This window comes from Desulfoferrobacter suflitae, from assembly GCF_022603395.1.
GTDB lineage: Bacteria > Desulfobacterota > Syntrophobacteria > Syntrophobacterales > Syntrophobacteraceae > Desulfoferrobacter > Desulfoferrobacter suflitae.
In genome coordinates this window covers 70,022-88,685 of record NZ_JAIBKA010000010.1, presented here as the reverse complement: position 1 = coordinate 88,685, position 18,664 = coordinate 70,022, and the positions used below count along the sequence as shown (strand labels likewise).

18 protein-coding genes are annotated in these 18,664 nt (G+C 56.3%); 5 read left to right on the top strand and 13 right to left on the bottom strand.

Features of this window, described 5'->3' with window-relative positions; genetic code table 11:
* The first annotated feature begins 10 nt into the window (after positions 1-10).
* Genes K1V27_RS17035 through K1V27_RS17025 form a run of 3 tightly spaced genes read left to right on the top strand, consistent with a single transcriptional unit; the run spans position 11 to position 3,050 of the window.
* Positions 11-733: an anthranilate synthase component II gene (locus K1V27_RS17035; RefSeq protein WP_258931253.1), complete on the top strand. Its 723-nt coding sequence runs from the start codon at positions 11-13 to the stop codon at positions 731-733.
* Entirely contained in the window at positions 730-2,190 is a 1,461-nt protein-coding gene (pabB, locus tag K1V27_RS17030) for an aminodeoxychorismate synthase component I (RefSeq protein WP_258931252.1), read from the top strand. The genes K1V27_RS17035 and pabB overlap by 4 nt, the downstream gene beginning before the upstream one ends.
* The gene (locus K1V27_RS17025) at positions 2,187-3,050 is read left to right on the top strand and encodes an aminotransferase class IV (protein WP_258931251.1); all 864 of its coding nucleotides are present in this window, start codon (positions 2,187-2,189) and stop codon (positions 3,048-3,050) included. Before pabB ends, K1V27_RS17025 begins: the two co-directional genes overlap by 4 nt.
* Before the next feature lie 81 nt (positions 3,051-3,131).
* Here the strand turns inward: K1V27_RS17025 and K1V27_RS17020 are convergent, their stop codons facing one another.
* Positions 3,132-3,965 (bottom strand): sugar phosphate isomerase/epimerase family protein, encoded by an 834-nt coding sequence (locus K1V27_RS17020; RefSeq protein WP_258931250.1) that lies wholly within the window; start codon positions 3,963-3,965, stop codon positions 3,132-3,134.
* Positions 3,949-5,301 (bottom strand): inositol-3-phosphate synthase, encoded by a 1,353-nt coding sequence (locus tag K1V27_RS17015; RefSeq protein WP_258931249.1) that lies wholly within the window; start codon positions 5,299-5,301, stop codon positions 3,949-3,951. The genes K1V27_RS17020 and K1V27_RS17015 overlap by 17 nt, the downstream gene beginning before the upstream one ends.
* Positions 5,302-6,324: 1,023 nt before the next feature.
* Between K1V27_RS17015 and K1V27_RS17010 the strand changes: the two genes are divergently transcribed.
* On the top strand, positions 6,325-6,669 hold the full coding sequence (locus K1V27_RS17010) for a hypothetical protein (protein WP_258931248.1): 345 nt from the start codon (positions 6,325-6,327) through the stop codon (positions 6,667-6,669).
* 94 nt (positions 6,670-6,763) lie between these two features.
* Here the strand turns inward: K1V27_RS17010 and queF are convergent, their stop codons facing one another.
* The 5 genes from queF to K1V27_RS16985 all read right to left on the bottom strand — a co-directional run bounded on the left by queF (position 6,764) and on the right by K1V27_RS16985 (position 11,990).
* Positions 6,764-7,231 (bottom strand): preQ(1) synthase, encoded by a 468-nt coding sequence (gene queF, locus K1V27_RS17005; protein WP_258931247.1) that lies wholly within the window; start codon positions 7,229-7,231, stop codon positions 6,764-6,766.
* Positions 7,228-7,932, bottom strand: coding sequence for a 7-cyano-7-deazaguanine synthase QueC (gene queC, locus K1V27_RS17000; protein ID WP_258931246.1), 705 nt, complete (start codon positions 7,930-7,932; stop codon positions 7,228-7,230). Before queC ends, queF begins: the two co-directional genes overlap by 4 nt.
* A 131-nt stretch (positions 7,933-8,063) precedes the next feature.
* Positions 8,064-8,705, bottom strand: coding sequence for a radical SAM protein (locus K1V27_RS16995; RefSeq protein ID WP_258931245.1), 642 nt, complete (start codon positions 8,703-8,705; stop codon positions 8,064-8,066).
* Positions 8,706-8,726: 21 nt separating this feature from the next.
* A complete protein-coding gene (locus K1V27_RS16990; protein ID WP_258931244.1) occupies positions 8,727-9,497 on the bottom strand; it encodes an amidohydrolase family protein in 771 nt (256 codons plus the stop codon).
* A gap of 24 nt (positions 9,498-9,521) precedes the next feature.
* Positions 9,522-11,990 (bottom strand): type IA DNA topoisomerase, encoded by a 2,469-nt coding sequence (locus tag K1V27_RS16985; RefSeq protein ID WP_258931243.1) that lies wholly within the window; start codon positions 11,988-11,990, stop codon positions 9,522-9,524.
* 312 nt (positions 11,991-12,302) lie between these two features.
* Here K1V27_RS16985 and K1V27_RS16980 point away from each other — a divergent pair, with 312 nt between their 5' ends.
* Complete coding sequence (locus tag K1V27_RS16980; protein ID WP_258931242.1) at positions 12,303-12,785, top strand: MarR family winged helix-turn-helix transcriptional regulator; 483 nt, start codon at positions 12,303-12,305, stop codon at positions 12,783-12,785.
* 134 nt (positions 12,786-12,919) lie between these two features.
* Here the strand turns inward: K1V27_RS16980 and larB are convergent, their stop codons facing one another.
* From larB to K1V27_RS16950, 6 genes are all read right to left on the bottom strand, one after another.
* Positions 12,920-13,681 (bottom strand): nickel pincer cofactor biosynthesis protein LarB, encoded by a 762-nt coding sequence (gene larB, locus K1V27_RS16975; protein ID WP_258931241.1) that lies wholly within the window; start codon positions 13,679-13,681, stop codon positions 12,920-12,922.
* On the bottom strand, positions 13,662-14,534 hold the full coding sequence (gene larE / locus K1V27_RS16970; RefSeq protein WP_258931240.1) for an ATP-dependent sacrificial sulfur transferase LarE: 873 nt from the start codon (positions 14,532-14,534) through the stop codon (positions 13,662-13,664). Before larE ends, larB begins: the two co-directional genes overlap by 20 nt.
* A 98-nt stretch (positions 14,535-14,632) precedes the next feature.
* The gene (gene otsB / locus K1V27_RS16965) at positions 14,633-15,457 is read right to left on the bottom strand and encodes a trehalose-phosphatase (protein ID WP_258931239.1); all 825 of its coding nucleotides are present in this window, start codon (positions 15,455-15,457) and stop codon (positions 14,633-14,635) included.
* Positions 15,458-15,686: 229 nt separating this feature from the next.
* Entirely contained in the window at positions 15,687-15,902 is a 216-nt protein-coding gene (locus K1V27_RS16960; RefSeq protein ID WP_258931238.1) for a hypothetical protein, read from the bottom strand.
* 95 nt (positions 15,903-15,997) lie between these two features.
* Complete coding sequence (locus tag K1V27_RS16955; RefSeq protein ID WP_258931237.1) at positions 15,998-16,672, bottom strand: cysteine dioxygenase; 675 nt, start codon at positions 16,670-16,672, stop codon at positions 15,998-16,000.
* Positions 16,673-16,730: 58 nt separating this feature from the next.
* Positions 16,731-18,650 (bottom strand): molybdopterin-dependent oxidoreductase, encoded by a 1,920-nt coding sequence (locus K1V27_RS16950; RefSeq protein WP_258931236.1) that lies wholly within the window; start codon positions 18,648-18,650, stop codon positions 16,731-16,733.
* Between the last annotated feature and the right edge of the window lie 14 nt (positions 18,651-18,664).

The window sequence follows — 18,664 nt, the reverse complement described above, 5'->3', positions numbered from 1 at the left end:
AGTAGAGCCAATGCGGCTGGTGATGATCGACAATTACGACTCTTTCACCTTCAACCTGGTTCAATTGTTCTATGAATTCGACCTGGAGGTGGCGGTTTATCGCCACGATCAAATCACACTGGCCGGTATTGAATCCCTGAATCCGGACTGGATCTGCATTTCGCCGGGGCCAAAGGATCCCGCCCATGCCGGAATCAGCAAGCTGGTGGTGAAACATTTCGCTCACCGTATACCGATCCTTGGGGTCTGCCTGGGGATGCAGGTGATCAACGAAGTGTTCGGGGGCAAAACCCGTAAGGCGCCTGTACCCATGCACGGCAAGCGCTGTCAAGTGCATCACGCGGGTCAGGGGATACTTGCCAATATTCCTTCGCCTTTTTGGGCGGCACGCTATCATTCGCTCGCCATTGAACCTCACGTTCCCCGCAACCCGAAAGGAGCAGCGCAGAAGCGGCCGTCCTCCCAGGAACTCCTGCTCACCGCCCGCGCTGCCGATGGCGTCATTATGGCGATCCAGCACCGCGTGTGGCCCCTTTGCGGGGTGCAGTTTCACCCGGAATCCTTCATGACGGAATTCGGTATGGAGCTGGTGATCAATTTCCTTTCATTGAAAGAAGGATTCCGTTTCCGCATGGCTGCCAAACACAGCAGCGAAGACCGCTTTCCGCGATTCGGTCGGCCGAGCCAGCCAATGCCTTCAGGCGCTGTGCGGCAACCGGGGAGCATGCCATGAAGGGTTTTCCTTTGGCACCTTGCCCCGTCGACCTGGTCCATGAGGATTTTACCCGTGTGGTTGAAAGCGATGAACAATTCTTGCGTTTTGCCCACCGGGTCTCGGCGCAACCTTACGCCGCAGTGCTACTCAGCGGGGGACCGGTACAAGCGCAGGAAGAAAATCGCTATTCCATGGTGGCGTGGGATCCCCAGCTGATTTTTTCCAGCAAGGGGCATTCGGCAAAAATCATATCATCCTGCGGCACACTCTCCTCCAACACTCATCCCCTGGAGCTGCTGGATGAGCTCAGCGCCGCTTTTCAGCCGCAATTTTCTTTGGTCTCTGCGCCCTTCAGCGGCGGCGCTGTCGGCTATTTTTCCTACGACCTGAAAAATGTCCTCGAAAGGCTTCCCCAAACCGCCGTCGATGATCTGCAGCTGCCCGATGTGCTGCTCTTCTGGCCCCGCCGCCTGGTGATTTATGATCGATTCTCACAACAGAGCCGCTGGCTGGAATTGGTTTACCAAGGTGACGGCCTAAAAAATGCCGTGCGGCAAGAAAAGACGTCGGGCAGGGTCGATGTGACGTCGGCCCCTGAAAAATTGTTGGAGGGGGAGGCAGGGGATCGATTTGTGCTCGGGCCCCTTACCAGCAATTTCAGTCATGCCGAATACCTGCAGGCAGTGCGCCGGGTCAGGCAATACATCCGTGCGGGTGATGTCTACCAGGTGAATCTTTCCCAGCGCTATCAATTTCCCTTTGCAGGCGATCCGTTTCAGCTCTGGCGTTCCCTGCATGAAATCAATCCCGCCCCTTTTTATGCCCTGGTACAGGCCGGGGATCACCAGGTGCTCTCAACGTCCATGGAGCGCTTTTTGCGACGCCAGGGGCAATACCTCGAAACCCGACCCATCAAGGGAACCCGTAAACGAGGCGGCACGGATTGGGAAGATCAACGGCTCAAACAGGAACTGTTGCACAGTGCCAAGGATGATGCGGAACTGTCGATGATTGTCGACCTTCTGCGCAATGATCTCGGACGCGTCTGCCTGCCGCGAACCATTCGAGTAGCCGAACATAAACGTCTCGAGAGCTATCAAAACGTGCATCATCTGGTTTCCATTGTTATCGGTTCACTCGCAGAACGAGCCACTTATGGAGACCTGATTCGGGCGACATTTCCCGGGGGATCCATAACCGGGTGTCCGAAGATTCGCTCCATGGAGATCATCGACGAGCTCGAACCCACGGTGAGGCACATCTACACCGGCTCCATCGGCTATTTGGGCTGGCATCAAAACATGGACCTGAACATTGCCATCCGCACCGCCCTGGTCCATAAAGGGGTCTGCTACTTTTCCGTGGGCGGCGGCATTGTGTACGACTCCAACGAAGAAGACGAGTACCAGGAAACCCTGCACAAAGGCCGCACTCTCTTCCAAGTCATTAACAGGATAGGAGAACGTTCCCGATGACCTGTGAGCCCGTCAACGCCGGGCAAGTCGTGTGGCTGAACGGGCGCTTTGTGTCCGTGCGGGAAGCCGCGATTTCCCCCCTGGACCGGGGATTCCTGTATGGTGACGGTGTCTTTGAGACCATCCGCTGCCAGAATGGTCGCATTCTTTATCTACAGGATCACCTGGAGCGCATGTTTGATTCGCTCGAGACCCTGCGCATCGCACCCCTGCCCCAACTAAACTGGCAGCAACTGGCGGGGGAACTGTTAATAGAAAACGGCTTGTCCGACACCGTGGCGAGCCTGAAGATCATTGTCACCCGGGGCACCTGCCAGGGATTTGGTTTGCCCGCCTGTGAATCGCCCACCGTGTGCCTGATGGTTCGGCCCTACCATCTTCCCGCAAGCCAGGTCTACCGGCGCGGGTGGCGTCTGCAGGTTGCGCTTGCCGGCTTTGCGCCGCCGTTGGCCGGGCACAAAAGCCTCAACTATCTTTACTTCATGCTGGCTCGGCAGCAGGCTTTCGATGCGGGTGCGGACGAAGCGCTCATCCTGGATGCGCATGGCAATGTCGCCGAAACATCGGCAGGATCACTCCTTGCCAGGACCGGTGGAAGCTGGTGGACTCCCGTCAATGCACACCAGTTGCCGAGCATAACTGTCAGGCAGGTGACAAACCTGCTGGCGGGCCGAGGGACGGTCGTTCGAGCAAGGGAAGCGACTCTGCAGGACTTGCTGCGCGCCGAAACCGTGTGGGTACTCAATTCGCTGCTTGGAATCATGCCGGTTTGCCGCATCGACGATCATGCAGTCCTAAACCGGGCGACTGATGAAGCCGCTCTGCTGAGTAGGGAATTGTTTTCCCCCCACGGCGTTTAGCGGGGAACAGAGCCCGGTATAGAACCAGCCGGGCACAGATGGCTGCGCTCAGCTGCGGCCAACGGCCCAGATCTCTGTCGTTCATTGGGTCGCCTGGCGCCACTGGTCGAGGTACCTGTAGGCGTCGAAGGCCGCTTCCCCCGGCCGGTCTTCGTAAGTGTAGAGCTCTACGGTCACGAACCCCTCAAAACCAATGCCCTCGATTGTTTTCAGCACGGCCGGCAGATCGATTGCCCCCTCACCCAGTTTGAGATGATAGTGCTGGCGCGTCGCGGCGATGTCTTCCAGGTGATAATGATAGGTATAGTCTTTCAAGCGGGTGATCAGTTGAACGGGATCCTCGTTGACACAATAAAAGTGGCCTATATCGAAATTGAGCCCGAATGCATCGGCGTCGAGCATTCTGAAGAGCTCCCGGAATTGACTGCTGTTTTCAATGAGAAGGTCCGGTTCCGGTTCGATGAGTATCCGGACACCCTGATCTTTGGCTCTCTGCCCGACCTGCCTCAGACCTTCCAGAAACAGCTCCAGCCCCTGCTCTCGGGTCATGTCCTGGAGCGGTCCTCCCGGTTCGGTGGAGATGGTTTGGGCACCCAGTTCGTTGGCCAGATCAATGCAGCGCAGCGTGTAGTCCACCCGCTTGGCGCGCAGAGCCGCATCTTTTTCAATCCAGGATGGATGATAGGTGTCGCCATCCGCATGGTGCATGAATGCGTTGATGTTGGCAACGGCCAGGCCGGTATCGCGCAAGGCTGCGCGAATTTCCTTAAGGTCTCTTGCGTTCAAATGCAGCGGAAATGCATGGGGTACATCGGCCATGATTTCGATTCCTTCGTAACCGGTCGCCGTCAGAATCTTCATGGCTTCGATCAGGCTGTAGCGACGAAACGCATTGGAACTAAACGCAAATCTCATGGTGACTCCTTGTGGCTGTGGCCAATTCCGCATAATCGAGCAACATCTTGAATTGTTCATACAAACGCTGTTCTTCCACTCCCAGGGGGGCTTTAAAATAACAGGCCAATTGCGGCATGAGGCCGCCTTCTCCTCTTCTTTTGGCGAGGTCGGCCAGGCGCACCAGATCCAACACCAGGGGGGCCGCCAGCATCGAATCGTAGCCCTGCCAGACAAACTGCAGAGACATCTTGGCGCCCAAAAATCCCTTAAAATGAATGAAATCCCACGCCGTCTTCTGATCGTCCAGCGACGGCACATAATCTATGTGAACTCTGGAATGCGGCGCGTAGCCCAGTATTCTGGAAAGGATCTGGTCTTTTGTCTTGATTTTTGACTCGCGGTTATCCGGATGCCTGAGAATCGAGCCATCCATATTGCCAAGAATATTAAAGCCTTCCCAACTGAGGACGGCAAGATTGCGGCAGGTGAACATGGGAGCCAGGGCCGACTTGACCAGCGTCTCTCCGGTTTTGCCGTCGTTTCCCATGACCGGAACCTTATTCTTTTCCGCCAGTTGGATGATGGCAGGAACAAGGGCTCCGCTGGAGGGAGTGAAGTTGATGTAGGGACAACCCTCCCGGACCGCGGCGTAGGCATAGATGGTGCTGGCTTTGACTGCGGCGGCGTCGTTGCGATCCAAACACGTTTCAAATGCTTGCAGGTCCATGTGACATCGGTCGAGCTCGAGCGGCGGTTCAGTCGATGCCAGGTTCACCACCACTACTTCCGTGAGCGATCTTTCCCGCTTGAACTGCTGCAGGCAGCGTCTGATCTCGGCTACCTCTTCGCGCAGGGAGCAATCTCTCATGACCGATGAGTCGGTCAACTGCTGGATTGCGTCGCCACAGTTCCGCGCCGTTCCCTTGTCAATGCGTGAAACAATCTGGAGGAATGCATTCTCGATTTCCCGGCAGCCTGCGGGATCCGCTATATCCGACAGGTTCAGCACCTGTCGCGCCACACTCCGCTGCTCCGTCGGGCGTATGTCACAGCCGCCGAACTCAATGGCGGTAAGGTCTGCAAGTGCCATGTCCTTAAATGGATCGCCTGTCGTGAGCATTCCCAGAGGTTCGGTCAAGCCCTTGCGCAGAGCCAGTGTGCCGATGATCACCGTAGTCGCGATTGAACCCAGAGCGCCAATCATCCATACCCCGAGAGCCCCCTGCAAGGGTCCTCCAGTGCCCCTCCCGCAAGAACCGCGATGCGGCTCCGGGGGATGCTTCTGGACCGCGGCTTGGGGCGTGACGGTGTCACCAGGTTGGGCAGGAGGCGCGCCAAGTTTATCTCTTGTCATGGCAAGCTATCTTTCTTTCCCCCATCCCCCTGCATCCCGGGGGCTGAGGAATTGCGAGGTTCCTGATGAAAGCGGCTCCGGACGGTGCAGCTGCAGGCATTAATGGCCGGGTTCCGACCAGCGGGCGTGCGTCGCACTGGAGCGAGTCCATGGCTCGTCTTTGCACGGGCTGCAGCAGTACGGACGAGAACTGCCGGACTCATGGCTGCCAATCAGGTTGACACTGAGGAGCCAACCGTTGGCGCAGCGTCTCGGAGGCATCAGCAATAAACCAGATGGGCTCGATTAGTCAAAACTATAAGGGCCTCTTCATGGCAAATGCAACCGTCGGTTTCAACCTTTTTTTTGCATGCACGCCTCACTCGGGGCCATTTTCAGCAGGGTATTGCGGCGCCCTTGGTGGGGACCTGCTTGCGGGCTGTCAGGTTATGCCTACCCGCTTCAAGACCGGCACTTACCTGAACATGGTCCGGCGGTGCGCGCGGGACGCGCCCTCTCACCCCGGGAGGAGAGAAAACCCAGTACGCTGGAATTGCTCGGATTGAGACACTGCGCCCCACTCACGGGGTCAGGTGTGTCTTTTTGTCAGCCTTCGAGGGGAAAAAGGTTTTACCGTTTCCGGAAAAGCTCCGAGCATCTCAAACTGCGTGCAGGGCAGATGAGAAAGATCAACTTTGTTGACTTTTTTTCATGGAGAGCTCTGCCTGTTGAATTCCATTGAATAGCCGATGAATAAGAAAATATGTACTTGAATATCAATTGCTTAATCATTTTGGCCGACGTCCCTTCCGCCACCTGGCACAGCTCATGCCAAAGGATTTGATCCATATGACTACTTGGACAAGGTTTCTCACATCGTCTGCGGCCACAGACGCTGCCTCTCCTTCGCAGAGAGGGCCGAGGTGAAGGAGGATCGTCCCGCGACACCCCATCACCGCGATCCGCTCTTCCAAAGACCCGGGAGGGGGGATAAGAACCTTGTTGCAGTGCCGCTAACCCCCTCACCAAAAAAGGAGTACGGTAATGAAATCCACAATTGTCACTACCTGCTTTATCCTGATTGTGCTGGCAAGTGCAGGCACGGCAATGTCGGACCAAAGTCAGCAGGAGCGTTTCTACAACACCTGCATCGATCAGCAAATCGCTCAATGCGAGTCAATTTCGAATTTCAGCGCCAGCCGCTCCACCGCTTTATGCGATTACGCCGACTTGAATCGGTCAAAGGCCCGGTTTCTTGAAAACAATCGAGAAGAACTGGTGCAGCAGCTGATCGAGGAAGACATTGCCATGAAGGGGCATCGGGTCGACTATTTTTTGAACAAAGCGTTTGCCGGCCAATTTTCCAAGGGGCTCGCCTCCAGCAGGTGAGTTGATCGGCCCGTCTGCAAGGGGGTGCCCGCCGCCCCATACGCATCAAGTGCACGCTGAGCGCACAACCGATGGTGGAAGCAGGCAGGCGGATCTAGTCTCTCCCGCCCCGGTAGGCGGTCCTGCCCAAAGGCAGCGGCGTGCATTGGGGAGGGAGTGCCCCGCTTTGAATGGTGACATCGATGGTGATTCCGCCGCGCGCATACCAGAGTGCCACCACTCGCAGGAATTGCGGCTGAGTCGCCTCCTGCAGGCGGTTGTGGATGTAAACGGTGCAATCCTCCTGAAAGGTTCGCCAGTTGCGGAAACTACCCAGAAACAGCTTAAACGACTTGCTTTCCACCAGGCTGTTTTGTGGAACATAGTCCACGATGATGCAGGCAAAGTCCGGCTGTCCCGTTACAGGGCAGAGGCTGGTGAATTCGGGAGCCGTCAAGCGAACCACGTAGTTCCGGTTCGGGTGGGGGTTTGCGAAGGTTTCCAGAATCGCTTCCGCGGGGGTTGCCGGCTGTTCGACATGGTGGCCCAGTTGGGTCAGTTGGGGCTTTTCCTGGAGCGTCATGGTGGGGCCTCCTCTGCATATCTGGTTGGATCCGTTACGGCCGCCTCGATGAATCCCTTCCTGCGCAGCAGACAGCTGTCACAGCGGCCGCATGCGCGTCCGCCATCATCCGGGTCATAACACGAATGCGTCAGGCTGTAATCGACACCCAGGGCTGTGCCCGTTTGGATGATTTGAGCTTTGCTGAGCTCGATCAGCGGCGTGTGAATTTTGAACTGAAGCCGGCCTTCCGCGGCAACCTTGGTGCCGAGGTTGGCCACCCGTTGGAACGCTTCGATAAATTGCGGGCGGCAGTCGGGGTAGCCGGAGTAGTCCAGTGCGTTCACCCCGATAAAGATGTCCTGCGCTTGGAGAACTTCCGCCCAGGCCACGGCCAGCGACAGAAAGATGGTGTTTCTGGCCGGCACGTAAGTGACCGGGATACGCTTCTTGATTTCATCCAGGGGCACGTCCTTGGGAACAGCCAGGTCGGCCGTCAATGCCGAACCGCCAATGCGGTCGAGCGGCAACGTCAATGTCAAATGCTGTGCGACTCCCATCGCCAGAGCCGCCTTTCCGGCCATTTCCGTTTCCACCCGATGGCGCTGATGATAATCGAAACTCAAGGCAAAGACTTCGAATCCCATGGATTTGGCAACGGCCACACAAGTGGTCGAATCCAGCCCTCCGGAAAACAACACAACCGCCCTGGATGATTCCATATGTCTGCCCTATTTCGTTGATTTCGTTACAATCCGATTCACCGGGCTGCAACCCCGCAGGGTGTGCAGCTCACACCGTCGAAGCGGCCCGTCCTTTGCCTCGTTTCGCGCTTTTCCCGCGCGCGTCGATGCTACACGCCGCGCTGCTCGGGGTTCCATATATACTTGTGGAGCGGCAAGTTAAAGCGCACCGGCAAGCGGTCATCCAGAATCCATCCGGCAAGCACCCGGGGTGCCAGCTTGCCGAAGACCGGCGAAAACAGCACCGTGCTCCCGCCTTTCCCATTGTCCCTCACACGCTGCAGCAGCGTGCGCGCAAATTCGTAGTCGCGGCGATTGCCTATGACACATTTCACTTCATCATGAAGCTGCAAGCGGTCGATGTTGGAGTAGTCGTTGGAGTCGGCCTCACCGCTGGACGGGCATTTGAAGTCCACTATTCTGATACAGCGAGGCTGCACCCGATTGATGTCGATGCTCCCATTGGTTTCCACCAGCACAATGTTTCCATCATCGAGCAGGCTGGCCGCCAAGGCCGGGGTCTCATCCTGAATCAACGGCTCACCTCCGGTGATTTCCACCAGATTGCAGGCAAACGGCCGAATGGCCGAGAGAATGTCGCCGATGCTCATGGCTTCACCGGCCGCATACGCGTATTGGGTATCACAGTAGGAACAGCGCAGGTTGCACCCGGTCAGTCGAATGAAGACGCACGGCCATCCGGCATAACTGGATTCGCCCTGAAGGCTGTAGAAAATTTCATTGACGCGCAACAATCTCGCTTCCCCATTTCTTCATCGGTTGCTGTCCGCCATCAGCCGCTCGATATTGTCCGACAAGATCGCCCGTTTCTGCGGCTCGGTCAAATCAAGCCGCAAGATCTTGTGAAGCTCGCTCTTGGGATCACCGAAGGGAAAATCCGATCCGAACATGATCCTGTCCACTCCATACCTTCTAACATAATCGGCGATCACGTGGGAGGGTGCCAGCGCCGTATCGGCAAAGATGTTTGGCCGCTCCCACACCCCGGCGTTACAGAAGCGTTCGTATCCGCCGTTTAGAAGACCGCAGTGGGGGATGATCACCCTCACGTCCGGTGCCAATTGGTCTATGAACCGGAGCGTATTTGGCCATTCTTCCTCGAGGCAGACGGGCATGCGCCTGTTGCGAATTTCTTCAATAGCCGCCGCGCAGCGTGGGGCGTCGTAGCGGTAGCGGGGTTCATCCGAGTGGCGGTGCCATTTGATGCCGCGATGTTCGGCCGCCAGTTGCTCTACCGCAAAATCGTTCCAAATGAAAAAGAAGGGATAAACCTTAAATTTTTGACGCTGCCCGGTGGCCAGGTGAACCAGATACTCGTTGGCTGCCCGTCTTCTTGCCGACCATTGCGGGTCATCTTCAAAATGGGGATCGTAGCGGTTGTAAATCTCCATGACCGGGGGGAACATCACTGCACCTTGAATGCCGCTGCCTCCGGCATACTGCAGATAGTCCTGTAAATCCTGGGGAGGGTATTGATCCATACGTCCGCAATGAGCGTGTGCATCGATGATGGGTGGATGCATGTTGTCACCTCAACAGATGATTGATTATGAGAACACAAAAACCGTCTTGTAATCTTCCCCTTCCAGCTTCAGCCGGGCGGAAAAATCTTTCCCCTTCCTGGACTTGAATCCGGATATCACCCCCGTCTCGCCCTTTTTCAGAAGCATGACTACGTCGTCCGGACTTAGTTTCCTGCCTGCAATTTCTTTCCAGATGACAAACCGGCAACCTCCGTCCTGGCTACGCCAATTGGCGCAGCCAAACCCCTTACGCCCTTCGACAATGGCTCCTCCGCAGAGCGGGCATGTGCCGAGGGATTGCTTTGCTCGCGACGGCTCGGCGGAAACCGAGTCGGAGGGCGCAGCGTCCTGGTCGCCAAAGGCAAATCGTGTGGTCCATCGCCCCTCCTCGCCCTCCTGCTCCAACTTTAGACCGGCCGAAAATCTCCTGCCCTCTTTGGAGATGAATTCCATGGCGGGAATCGATTCACCGGCCAGGAGCATTCTCACCTGGTCTGGAGTTATGGTCTGGCCGGCAATTTTCTTCCACACCACAAACCGGCATGCTCCGTCCTGCTGCCGCCAGTTGGCGCAGCCGAATCCCTTTTTCCCTTCAATGACATTGCCTCCACAGGCTGGACACTTTCCCAAAGGCTCCTCGATTTGTTGCTGCATCTCATTCATTTTAAACTCCTCGACTCCTTTTATAACAAACTTTCGGATGGCATCCATGAATGCTTCCGAGTTTCCCATGCCCTGAGCAATCCTTTCCAATTCCATTTCCCAGCGGGCCGTTTCCTCAGGAGTTGCAATGGCTTTTGCGCTGGAAAGAAGACGCAGGCGGTCGATCAGCAGGCGGCCTTTGGCGGTTGGACTGAGCAGCTTTTTTGCGCGAACCACATAGTGGCGTGCAAGCAATGTCTCGATGATCTGAGCACGGGTCGCCTGGGTGCCCAATCCAATCTCGCCTTTAAAAATTTTCTTGAGTTCATCCTCGGAGACGTAGCGGGCAGGGTTGGTCATGTCCTTGAGCAGAAGCGCTTCCGTATATTCCGGCGGCGGTTGGGTCATCTTCTCTTCCAGTCGAGCATCCTTCACCTGCGCCGTATCACCCTTTTCGAGCAGCGGAAGATCCTGTACTTCGGGTTCTTCTCCGTCCTTGCCAGTGTGCTCTTCAGCCTTTTCAGCTCTGCTGTAGACGGTTTTCCAGCCGAGCACAACGGGCCGGCTCCCTTGGGTGCGGAACGTTTCACCCTCAACCTCGGTGATGATCGTGGTGGCCTCGTATTCATAGTCCGGATGAAACGCGGCGGCAAAACGCCGCAGAACCAGGTGGTAAACGAGTCTCTCACTGCGAGCGGCCTGCTCCGGCAGGGGGGCGAGAGGGATGAGAGCGTGATGATCCGTGAGTTTGGCATCGTTAAAAACCCTCTTATTGGAGGCAACGATCAGTTGCTCGTTGATTCCCGCAAACAGCTCGGGGTAGACGGATGAAAGCTTGCCGATCAACTTTGCGGCCAGGGAGACATTCTTCGAGCCGAGCACCCGGGAGTCTGTTCTGGGGTAGGAGAGGCATTTCCTCTGTTCGTACAGTTTTTGTGCAATATCGAGGGTTTGTTTGGCGGGAAAGGCGTACTTGGAATTGGCATCCCGCTGGAGATCCGTCAGGGAATAGAGCAACTGCGGCGGCTGCTTCTTCTTTTCGCGTTTGACCGATTTGACCGACCCGGTTTGCCCCTGCAGGAGGGCGGTTATGCGGTCGGCCTCGTGCTTGCTGGTGAACCGGTTGGTTTCCCTGTTGAACCAGGTTCCACGCCAGGTTCCTTTGGCCGGGTTGAAAAAGTTGGCTGCAAGCAGCCAGTAGGGCTCGGATTTGAAATTGTCCCGTTCCATCTGTCGATCGACCAGGAGCGCCAGGACAGCGGTTTGGACCCGCCCGATGGAAAAAACATTCGGATAGTTTCCCATTCTGAGTGTTGCCGCCCGGGTGAGATTCATTCCTACCAGCCAGTCCGCCGCCTGCCGGGCTTGTCCAGCATGCCAGAGTCGATCGTATTCAGCGGCAGGCCTGACACTTTCGAGAGTCTCCCTGATGACCTGCGGCGTCAACGCCTGCGAGGTCCAGAATCGAACCAGTTCAGAGCCGACCCGGCCGACGGTCTGGAGAATGGTGCGGGCAATCACTTCTCCTTCCCGTCCGGCATCCGTTGCAATGATGATCCGGCCGATGTCGCTGCGCTGGAGCTGTTGTTGAACGACTTTGAGTTGTTTTCGAACATTAGCTATGGGTTTGTATTTCAGCTGTTGCGGCAGAATGGGAAGGGTGTTGAGGCTCCATCGCTTCCACTTGGCGGCGTAGTCCTGCGGGTCGGCAAGCTCCACCAGGTGACCTATCGCCCAGACAATCACGTGGTCGCCGCCTTCCAGGTATCCCTCCCTTTTGCCTTTCACCCCCAGGGCCTTGGCGAAATCTCGTGCGATGGACGGCTTTTCCGTTAAGATCAGAGTCTTCAAGCTGCTTCCTTCAAATCCGCAATGTTCGGTCTTTTCAGTTCCGCTTCTACCTTGTCAGATTAACCTCAGACTACGCTTGCCGCAATCTTTAAGCGGGATTTCACGTGCGACTGTTGAAGGATTCCCGGCAAGCGCACCCGCGGATGACTTTGCCCGGTCCTTTGTGCACCAGTGTCACCCAGTGGCATGAGCAGCCAGTGCCAAGTGGCTTCAGCGCAAATTTTGATTTGCGGCCTTTCAATCCGCGGGTATTATTATGCCCGTTCGCGCGGGTGGATTCCCGCATCTTCTTAATATGCCCGAGGTGCTACAATGATTGATCCGGTAGTGTTACAGATTGCCAAGCGGTTGCGCCAAATCATGCACGAAGTGGACCGATATTCCAAGTATCTCCAGGAGAACTACCAGATAACCATCCCTCAACTGGTTTGTCTGCGGGAAATTCATGACAATGGTCCCATCTCGCTGGGCGCTTTGAGCAAAATAGTTTATGTGAACAGCAGTACGGTGACAGGTATCGTTGATCGTCTGGAAAAGCGGGGTCTTGTTCGCCGCACTCGCGTGAGCAAAGACCGCCGGCAAATACATGCGGAAATCACGGATAAGGGCCAGAAGTTCATCGCTGTAGCTCCGGCACCTCTCGAGGAACGATTTGCCGACCGATTGAAAAAGCTCGAAAAGGACGAGATCAAGGCATTGCTCTTCGCCGTGGAAAAACTGGTTGCAATGCTGACCCCTTCCGATGATGGGAAAGCCTCCGATGATCCTGTTAAAATTAATGTTGGTCGAGGTTGAAAACGTCTCTTAAACCGCCATTCGGTTGGGGTCTCTTAACGAGCCGAGCGGAAAATCCCGGAGAACCTCGGCTGTGTTGGGTTGGCGCCGGTTGCGCATTGCGGGCTGGGGCACGAGCGTCGGACGGGCGGCGATCAAGAGCTTGCGCAGCATACGGCCTTATTGATCAGGTGGGCCTGGTAGCCGGCGCCAAAACCGTTGTCGATGTTGACCACCGAAACGCCGGGAGCACAGCTGTTGAGCATGCCGAGGAGCGCCGCCAGGCCGCCGAAACTGGCACCATAGCCAACACTGGTGGGAACCCCGATGACCGGACAGGCGACCAGCCCTCCCACCACGCTGGCCAGCGCCCCCTCCATGCCGGCAGCCACCACGGCGGCATTGGCCTTCATCAAATCATCGCACACGTGCAATAGCCGGTGAATACCGGCCACTCCAACGTCATAAAAACGATCCACGTCGCTTCCCAGCGTTTCAGCGGTAACGGCCGCCTCCTCGGCGACCGGCATATCCGAAGTGCCGGCGCTCACCACGGCTATCTTCCCCAACCGGTTCAGCCGTGTCGGGTTGACGACAATGATGCGCGCCGTTGCGTGATATTGACAGCTGTCAATGGCCGCTTCGACGGCCGTAAAAACCTCTTTTGATGCGCGGGTGAGCAGAATATTCCGGTGATTCTGAGCTATCCTTTGAGCAATGCCGACGATTTGCTCGATGGTTTTGCCGGCGCAAAGAACTACTTCGGATACTCCTGTACGCAGACAGCGATGACTGTCAATCCGGGCGTAACCCAAGTCTTCAAAGGGCAGCGTCTTCAGTTTCCGCAGGGCAGAATCAATATCCAATTCTCCCTTCTGGAGGTCTTCCAGAAGGATTCTAAGCAGGCTGCTGTCCAAGTTTCACCCTTTCCACATCGAGCGCTGTGTTCATGCTGCCCATGCGATAGCCTTCCAGGTCGAGGCCGATGTGCTTGATTCCGATCGTCTTGAAGTATTCGACCAACTTCTTCCTAGTCGCGGGTTCCGCCACGCGCGCGATGCTCTCGACGTCCACTTCGATGCGCACCATATGGCCGTAATGTCGAACCCGCACCTGGTGAGACAGTCCTGATTTGCGCATGAATTCCTCGCAGGCATCCACCTGCCGCAGTGTTTCGGCTGTGATCGGCGTCCCGTAAGGTATTCTGGAGGCAAGACAGGCATGGGACGCTTTGTTCCAGGTGGGCAGACCGAGCTGTTTTGAAAGTGCCCTGATCTCCCCTTTGCTGAAGCCGGCCTCACTCAGGGGGCTCCTGACCCCGAGCTCGCGGATTGCCCTGATGCCCGGCCGATAGTCTGCGTGATCGGCAAAATTGGTACCGTCGACCACCCAGGCAAATCTCTTTTCTCCTGCCAATTGCAGCATTCGAGTGAACCGGTGCTTTTTGCAAACATAGCATCTGTCCGGTGGGTTGTTGACAAATTCGGGTAAACTCATTTCCGCCCCGGCAATGACAAGGTGCGATACTCTCAAACGAGCCGCCATTTGGATGGCTGCATCCATCTCATGCCGGGCGGTAGTTTCCGATTGGGCGGTTACCGCCAGGATGCGCTCTTCACCAAGCTGCTCTCCGGCAACTTGCAGCAGCAGCGAGCTGTCCACTCCACCCGAAAAGGCAACCAGCACACTCTGCATTTCCTGCAAAATCTGCTGCAAATGGCGATGTTTCAATGTTACGGATGCACTTTGCATGTCATTGCCGTCAGCCATCGGAAAAGTTCGTTCATGAATTGGTAAAACGGTCCTTATTCCCGCACGCGTTCGGTCGAAATCGATCCAAACGACGCTCCTGGCCCTCACGCAACTTCCTAACCGGTTCTCATTTCCGCCAGAGTCTGTAGAAACCGCCGCACCTGCTGGGGGTCTTCGAGGGCGTAATGAGCGGCCGTCTTCCGTGGCCCTTCATTCCCCTTGACGAAAATACCGATGCCCGTGTTTTGCAATGCTTCAAAAGCATCTTCATCGGTGACGTCATCGCCCAAATAGATCGGCAGCACGTCCTGTTTGTCAAGATTGAGAGCCTCAAGCAGCCACAGTAAAGCCTTCCCTTTGTGCCACTCGATGGCGGGCTGCAGTTCGAACACCTTCTTGCCGAAACCCTTGCGCAACTCCCGGTGCTCAGTGATCACCTCGTCGACTGCCTGTTCCACTGAAGCGATCCGCTCTTCGGCAACCTGCCGGAAATGCACTGCTATGGAGAATTTCTTACGTTCGACCAGAGCCCCTTGAATGTTACCGAGCCGGCTGCGCAATTGTTCCTCTGCCTGGTCGAGCAGGGGGATGAATTCTGTTCCGGTCTCGTTTTGCAGCCGCCAGTCCCTTGGTCCCGCGATGTCGAAACCGTGACTGCCGGCAAAAAAAATGCCGTCGATGGCCACCAGTTGTTGAACGTCCTGGAGATCCCTGCCACTCACCACGGCAACCGTGCAGTGTTCGGCCAGTTTTTTCACCACCTGGCGTGAATCATCGGACAGCACGGCATCTTCAGGACGCTCGACAATTGGTGTCAGGGTCCCGTCGTAATCCAGAAAAACAGCTATACGCTTGTGCTTCGTCTGCTGCTTGATGACGTCGGTTTGATCCAGGGCAGATGGGAGATCTGCAACCCGCTTCTTACCTGTTGCTACGGCCATGGCTCTCTCCTTATCCTGAGGCTCTTTCCGCGCCGGCAAGGCCGACAGCCCTGAATAGTATGCCGATAACCGGGAAAGTGCAGCCCTCTCAAGTTCAGTGAAATCCTCCTTATATTGAACGATTTTTGAAGGAGTTACAATCCACCCGAGAAAATAAAGCAGCAATTAAAAAAGCCGAGCCACTGGTGGCCCGGCCTGGGTTTGCATCACTTTTCTTTGGTGTTGCGCGTTAATTCAAACTCACCGATCGGGCAAAATGAAGTTTGCCCTCCGGATCATTGGAGGGAACGAACTTGCGGCTCGCCAGCTCCGAATCGTCGTGAATACAACGGTTCGTTTCCATAGAGCTCACGAAGTTGGCATCCTTCAGCTCATCGAACGGGCACAGATACCGTCTTCCCTCTTCATCTTTAGCCCATATGTAGGGACTTGTTTTGAACATCATTGACACCTCCTTGAGAAGATTGTCAAAAATACAATAATCATTCTCCTTTGCTTGTAAAGGGTGCCATGAACTCATGCGGTGCCGTCGGCTTGACTTCAACCCCGGCTTCCCTCTGCGCGCTCGAGCCCTTGCAGCGCTTGACAGGCAAGGGCGATCTTCTTGCGTTTGGGGGAGAGTATCCGGTAGACTCGAGCAGTGGCCACATTAAAACCCTGCAGATATCCTCTACTCAGCGGCCGCCCGTAGATGCTCAGGGTAATGATGGTTTCCCCGCCCGGATTACCCGTCTTATGAATCCCATCGTTAAGGGGCAATGTGGAAGCGGTCTGGCCGGCCTGCAATTGGATTGCCGGTTGTGCTGCAAGGCGGGCATAGCCCTCGCGTGATCCGTCATCTTCCCGCCGGTAATTGATCACTTCAAAGCCTGCCGTTACGGTGCCGATCACCCCCCAGGAATTGTGGTCGTGCGGGGCGGTGTATTCACCGGGCCCCCAAAGGTACATGCGCAGCGAAAAGAGGCGCGATTGTTCCTGATAGAGCAACAATTCATTGTCAAACAAAGTCGGGACGCGAACGTCGGGATAATCCGCCCCGGCGGCAATATGTTCCACGAGTGTCGTCATGAGTGACCTGTCGAGCAGCAACTGTGGCAATTGGTTGCCGGCCAGTTCAAGGCACTCGCTATAACGGCGCAAACCCTGGAGCCGCTTGGAAAAAATCATGCAAAAATCTGTTATCGCTGTGCGAACCCCATCGTCCAAGATTTTCATAACGTTCCGTCAACTCCTCAAAGCCGAAGCGCTTCAACCGGCAATATCGTTTCCGCTTTCAATTCTCAATCCTCACACACTGCTCGTAGTAGGGGGCGCCGTTGCCAACATCCGTCAGGCCTGCGGCAACAATCTGATTAATGCCCCCTCCCAGCTTCATCCAGTCGCCCCGCCGGTAAAGCACAGCTTGTGGATGCAGGCCGGGCATCAGTTCTAATGTTACCCGCAACCGGCCCAAAGGTGAAACCACAAATATCGCCCGGGATGTATCGAGATCATTCAGAAGCGGGTTATCCGGTGAAACCCAAAGGCGTGGAGGAATTTCCTGCCGCTCCGGCAGGATTTGCGAATGGATGGTGTCTCGGCGCAGTGCGGAAATGAGGCGCAGCGGAAACCGTTCCGGTAGCGGTGTTGCGCCGCTGAGTGTGGAGGGGAAGCGATATTTGCCGTCGGCATGATTGAAGCGCATGTCGGCATAAGCAATGGGAGCCCTTCTGGCTCTGACAAATCCCTGAGCGCGCAGTTCCTGCAAGGAAATATCCAGGTGAGGCGTGTCCAGGGCAGCCTGCAAAATGGCTTCCGGTTCCGGCAGCAGGATGGGTGGATGCAGCTTGCGTCCCAGTTGGGAAAGGATCTCATAGTCTGATCTGGCTTCCCCCGGTGGGGCGAATACCGCTCTCACAGAGTGTACAAAGTCGTGCAGGTAGGAGGCCACGATGTCTTCCTGCTCCAGCATGAGTTTGCATGGAAGGATAAGGTCGGCGTGCTCCGCCGTATCGGTCAGGAAAGCGTCCACCACCACCTTGAAATCAATGGACTGGAAGGCGCGCACGACTGCCTTGGAATCGGGGGCCTGGTTGATGACGTTGGAGCCGTCGACCCAAATCATTTTGATGGGAGGCTCCTGAGCCGCGCGAATATCCGCACCGATGGTCGGCATAAGCAGCGGGCGTCGCGGTTTTCGCTCCGGGTCTTTAGTCCAGGCGAGGTTGACGTTTCTGAGGGAGTGCAGATGAAAATAGCTGCCTCCCCCGGAACGCCCCATATTGCCGGAAAGAACGGCAAGTGCATTGATAAACCGCACGTTTTCGCCGCCGTGGAGGTAGCGCTGCAAACCGGCGCCGAGAAGACTTGCCGTCGGGTGTTCAGAGGCATAGCAGGCGAACAACTTTTCGATTTCAAGGGGGGCCACGTCGCATTTGGCTGCCCATGCCTCCCATGGCCGCGCCATGACGGCGCGGCGGAAATCTTGCCATCCACGGGTGTGCTGCAGAATGTCCGAGCGCAACCGGTGGCGCTCAATGAAAAGGCGGATTACGGCAGCAGCCAGAAATCTGTCGGTGCCGGGGCGAATGCGCAGAAATACGTCGGAAAAGGGGCCGTTTCCGTCGCCCCCCGGAGAGATGCTGATGACCGTGGTGCCCTGGCGCCGTGCCTGGCGCACCAGAGCCGCCGTGTGTATGGAGCTTCTGGAAAGGTCCTTGCCCCAGTTGACGATGGTCCGCGCGTTGAGTAGGTCGGTTATGTCATTATTATCTCTTGAACCAAAATCCGCAACAAAGGCAAGGTAGCCTGCTGCATCGCACAGAGACCCCTTCACCCGGCTGGAACCGAGAAGTGCAAAGAACAACCTGCTTGCCTGCTTGAGAACCCCTTTGGCTCCTTCACCATGAAAATGCAGTATGGAAGCCGGCTGTTGTCGATACTGCTGAATTTTTTGCGCGCAAAGATCAAGGGCTTCCTGCCAGCTGATGCCGTGCCATCGAGCACCGGACCGCAGGAGAGGCGAAGTGATGCGGTGTGGACTGCGCAGCCGCTGCAGAAAATTTTTCCCTTTCCTGCAAATAAACCCGGAAGTGAACGGATGGTCCGGGTTGCCTGTTATCCGGTTCCCGCTCACCAGCAAGGAGCATGCATCGGGGCAGTCGAGAGTGCAGGCGGTGATAGTGGCGTCGTTGAGAGGTTTAGGATGGTCCAAAGTCAGAGGCCCTG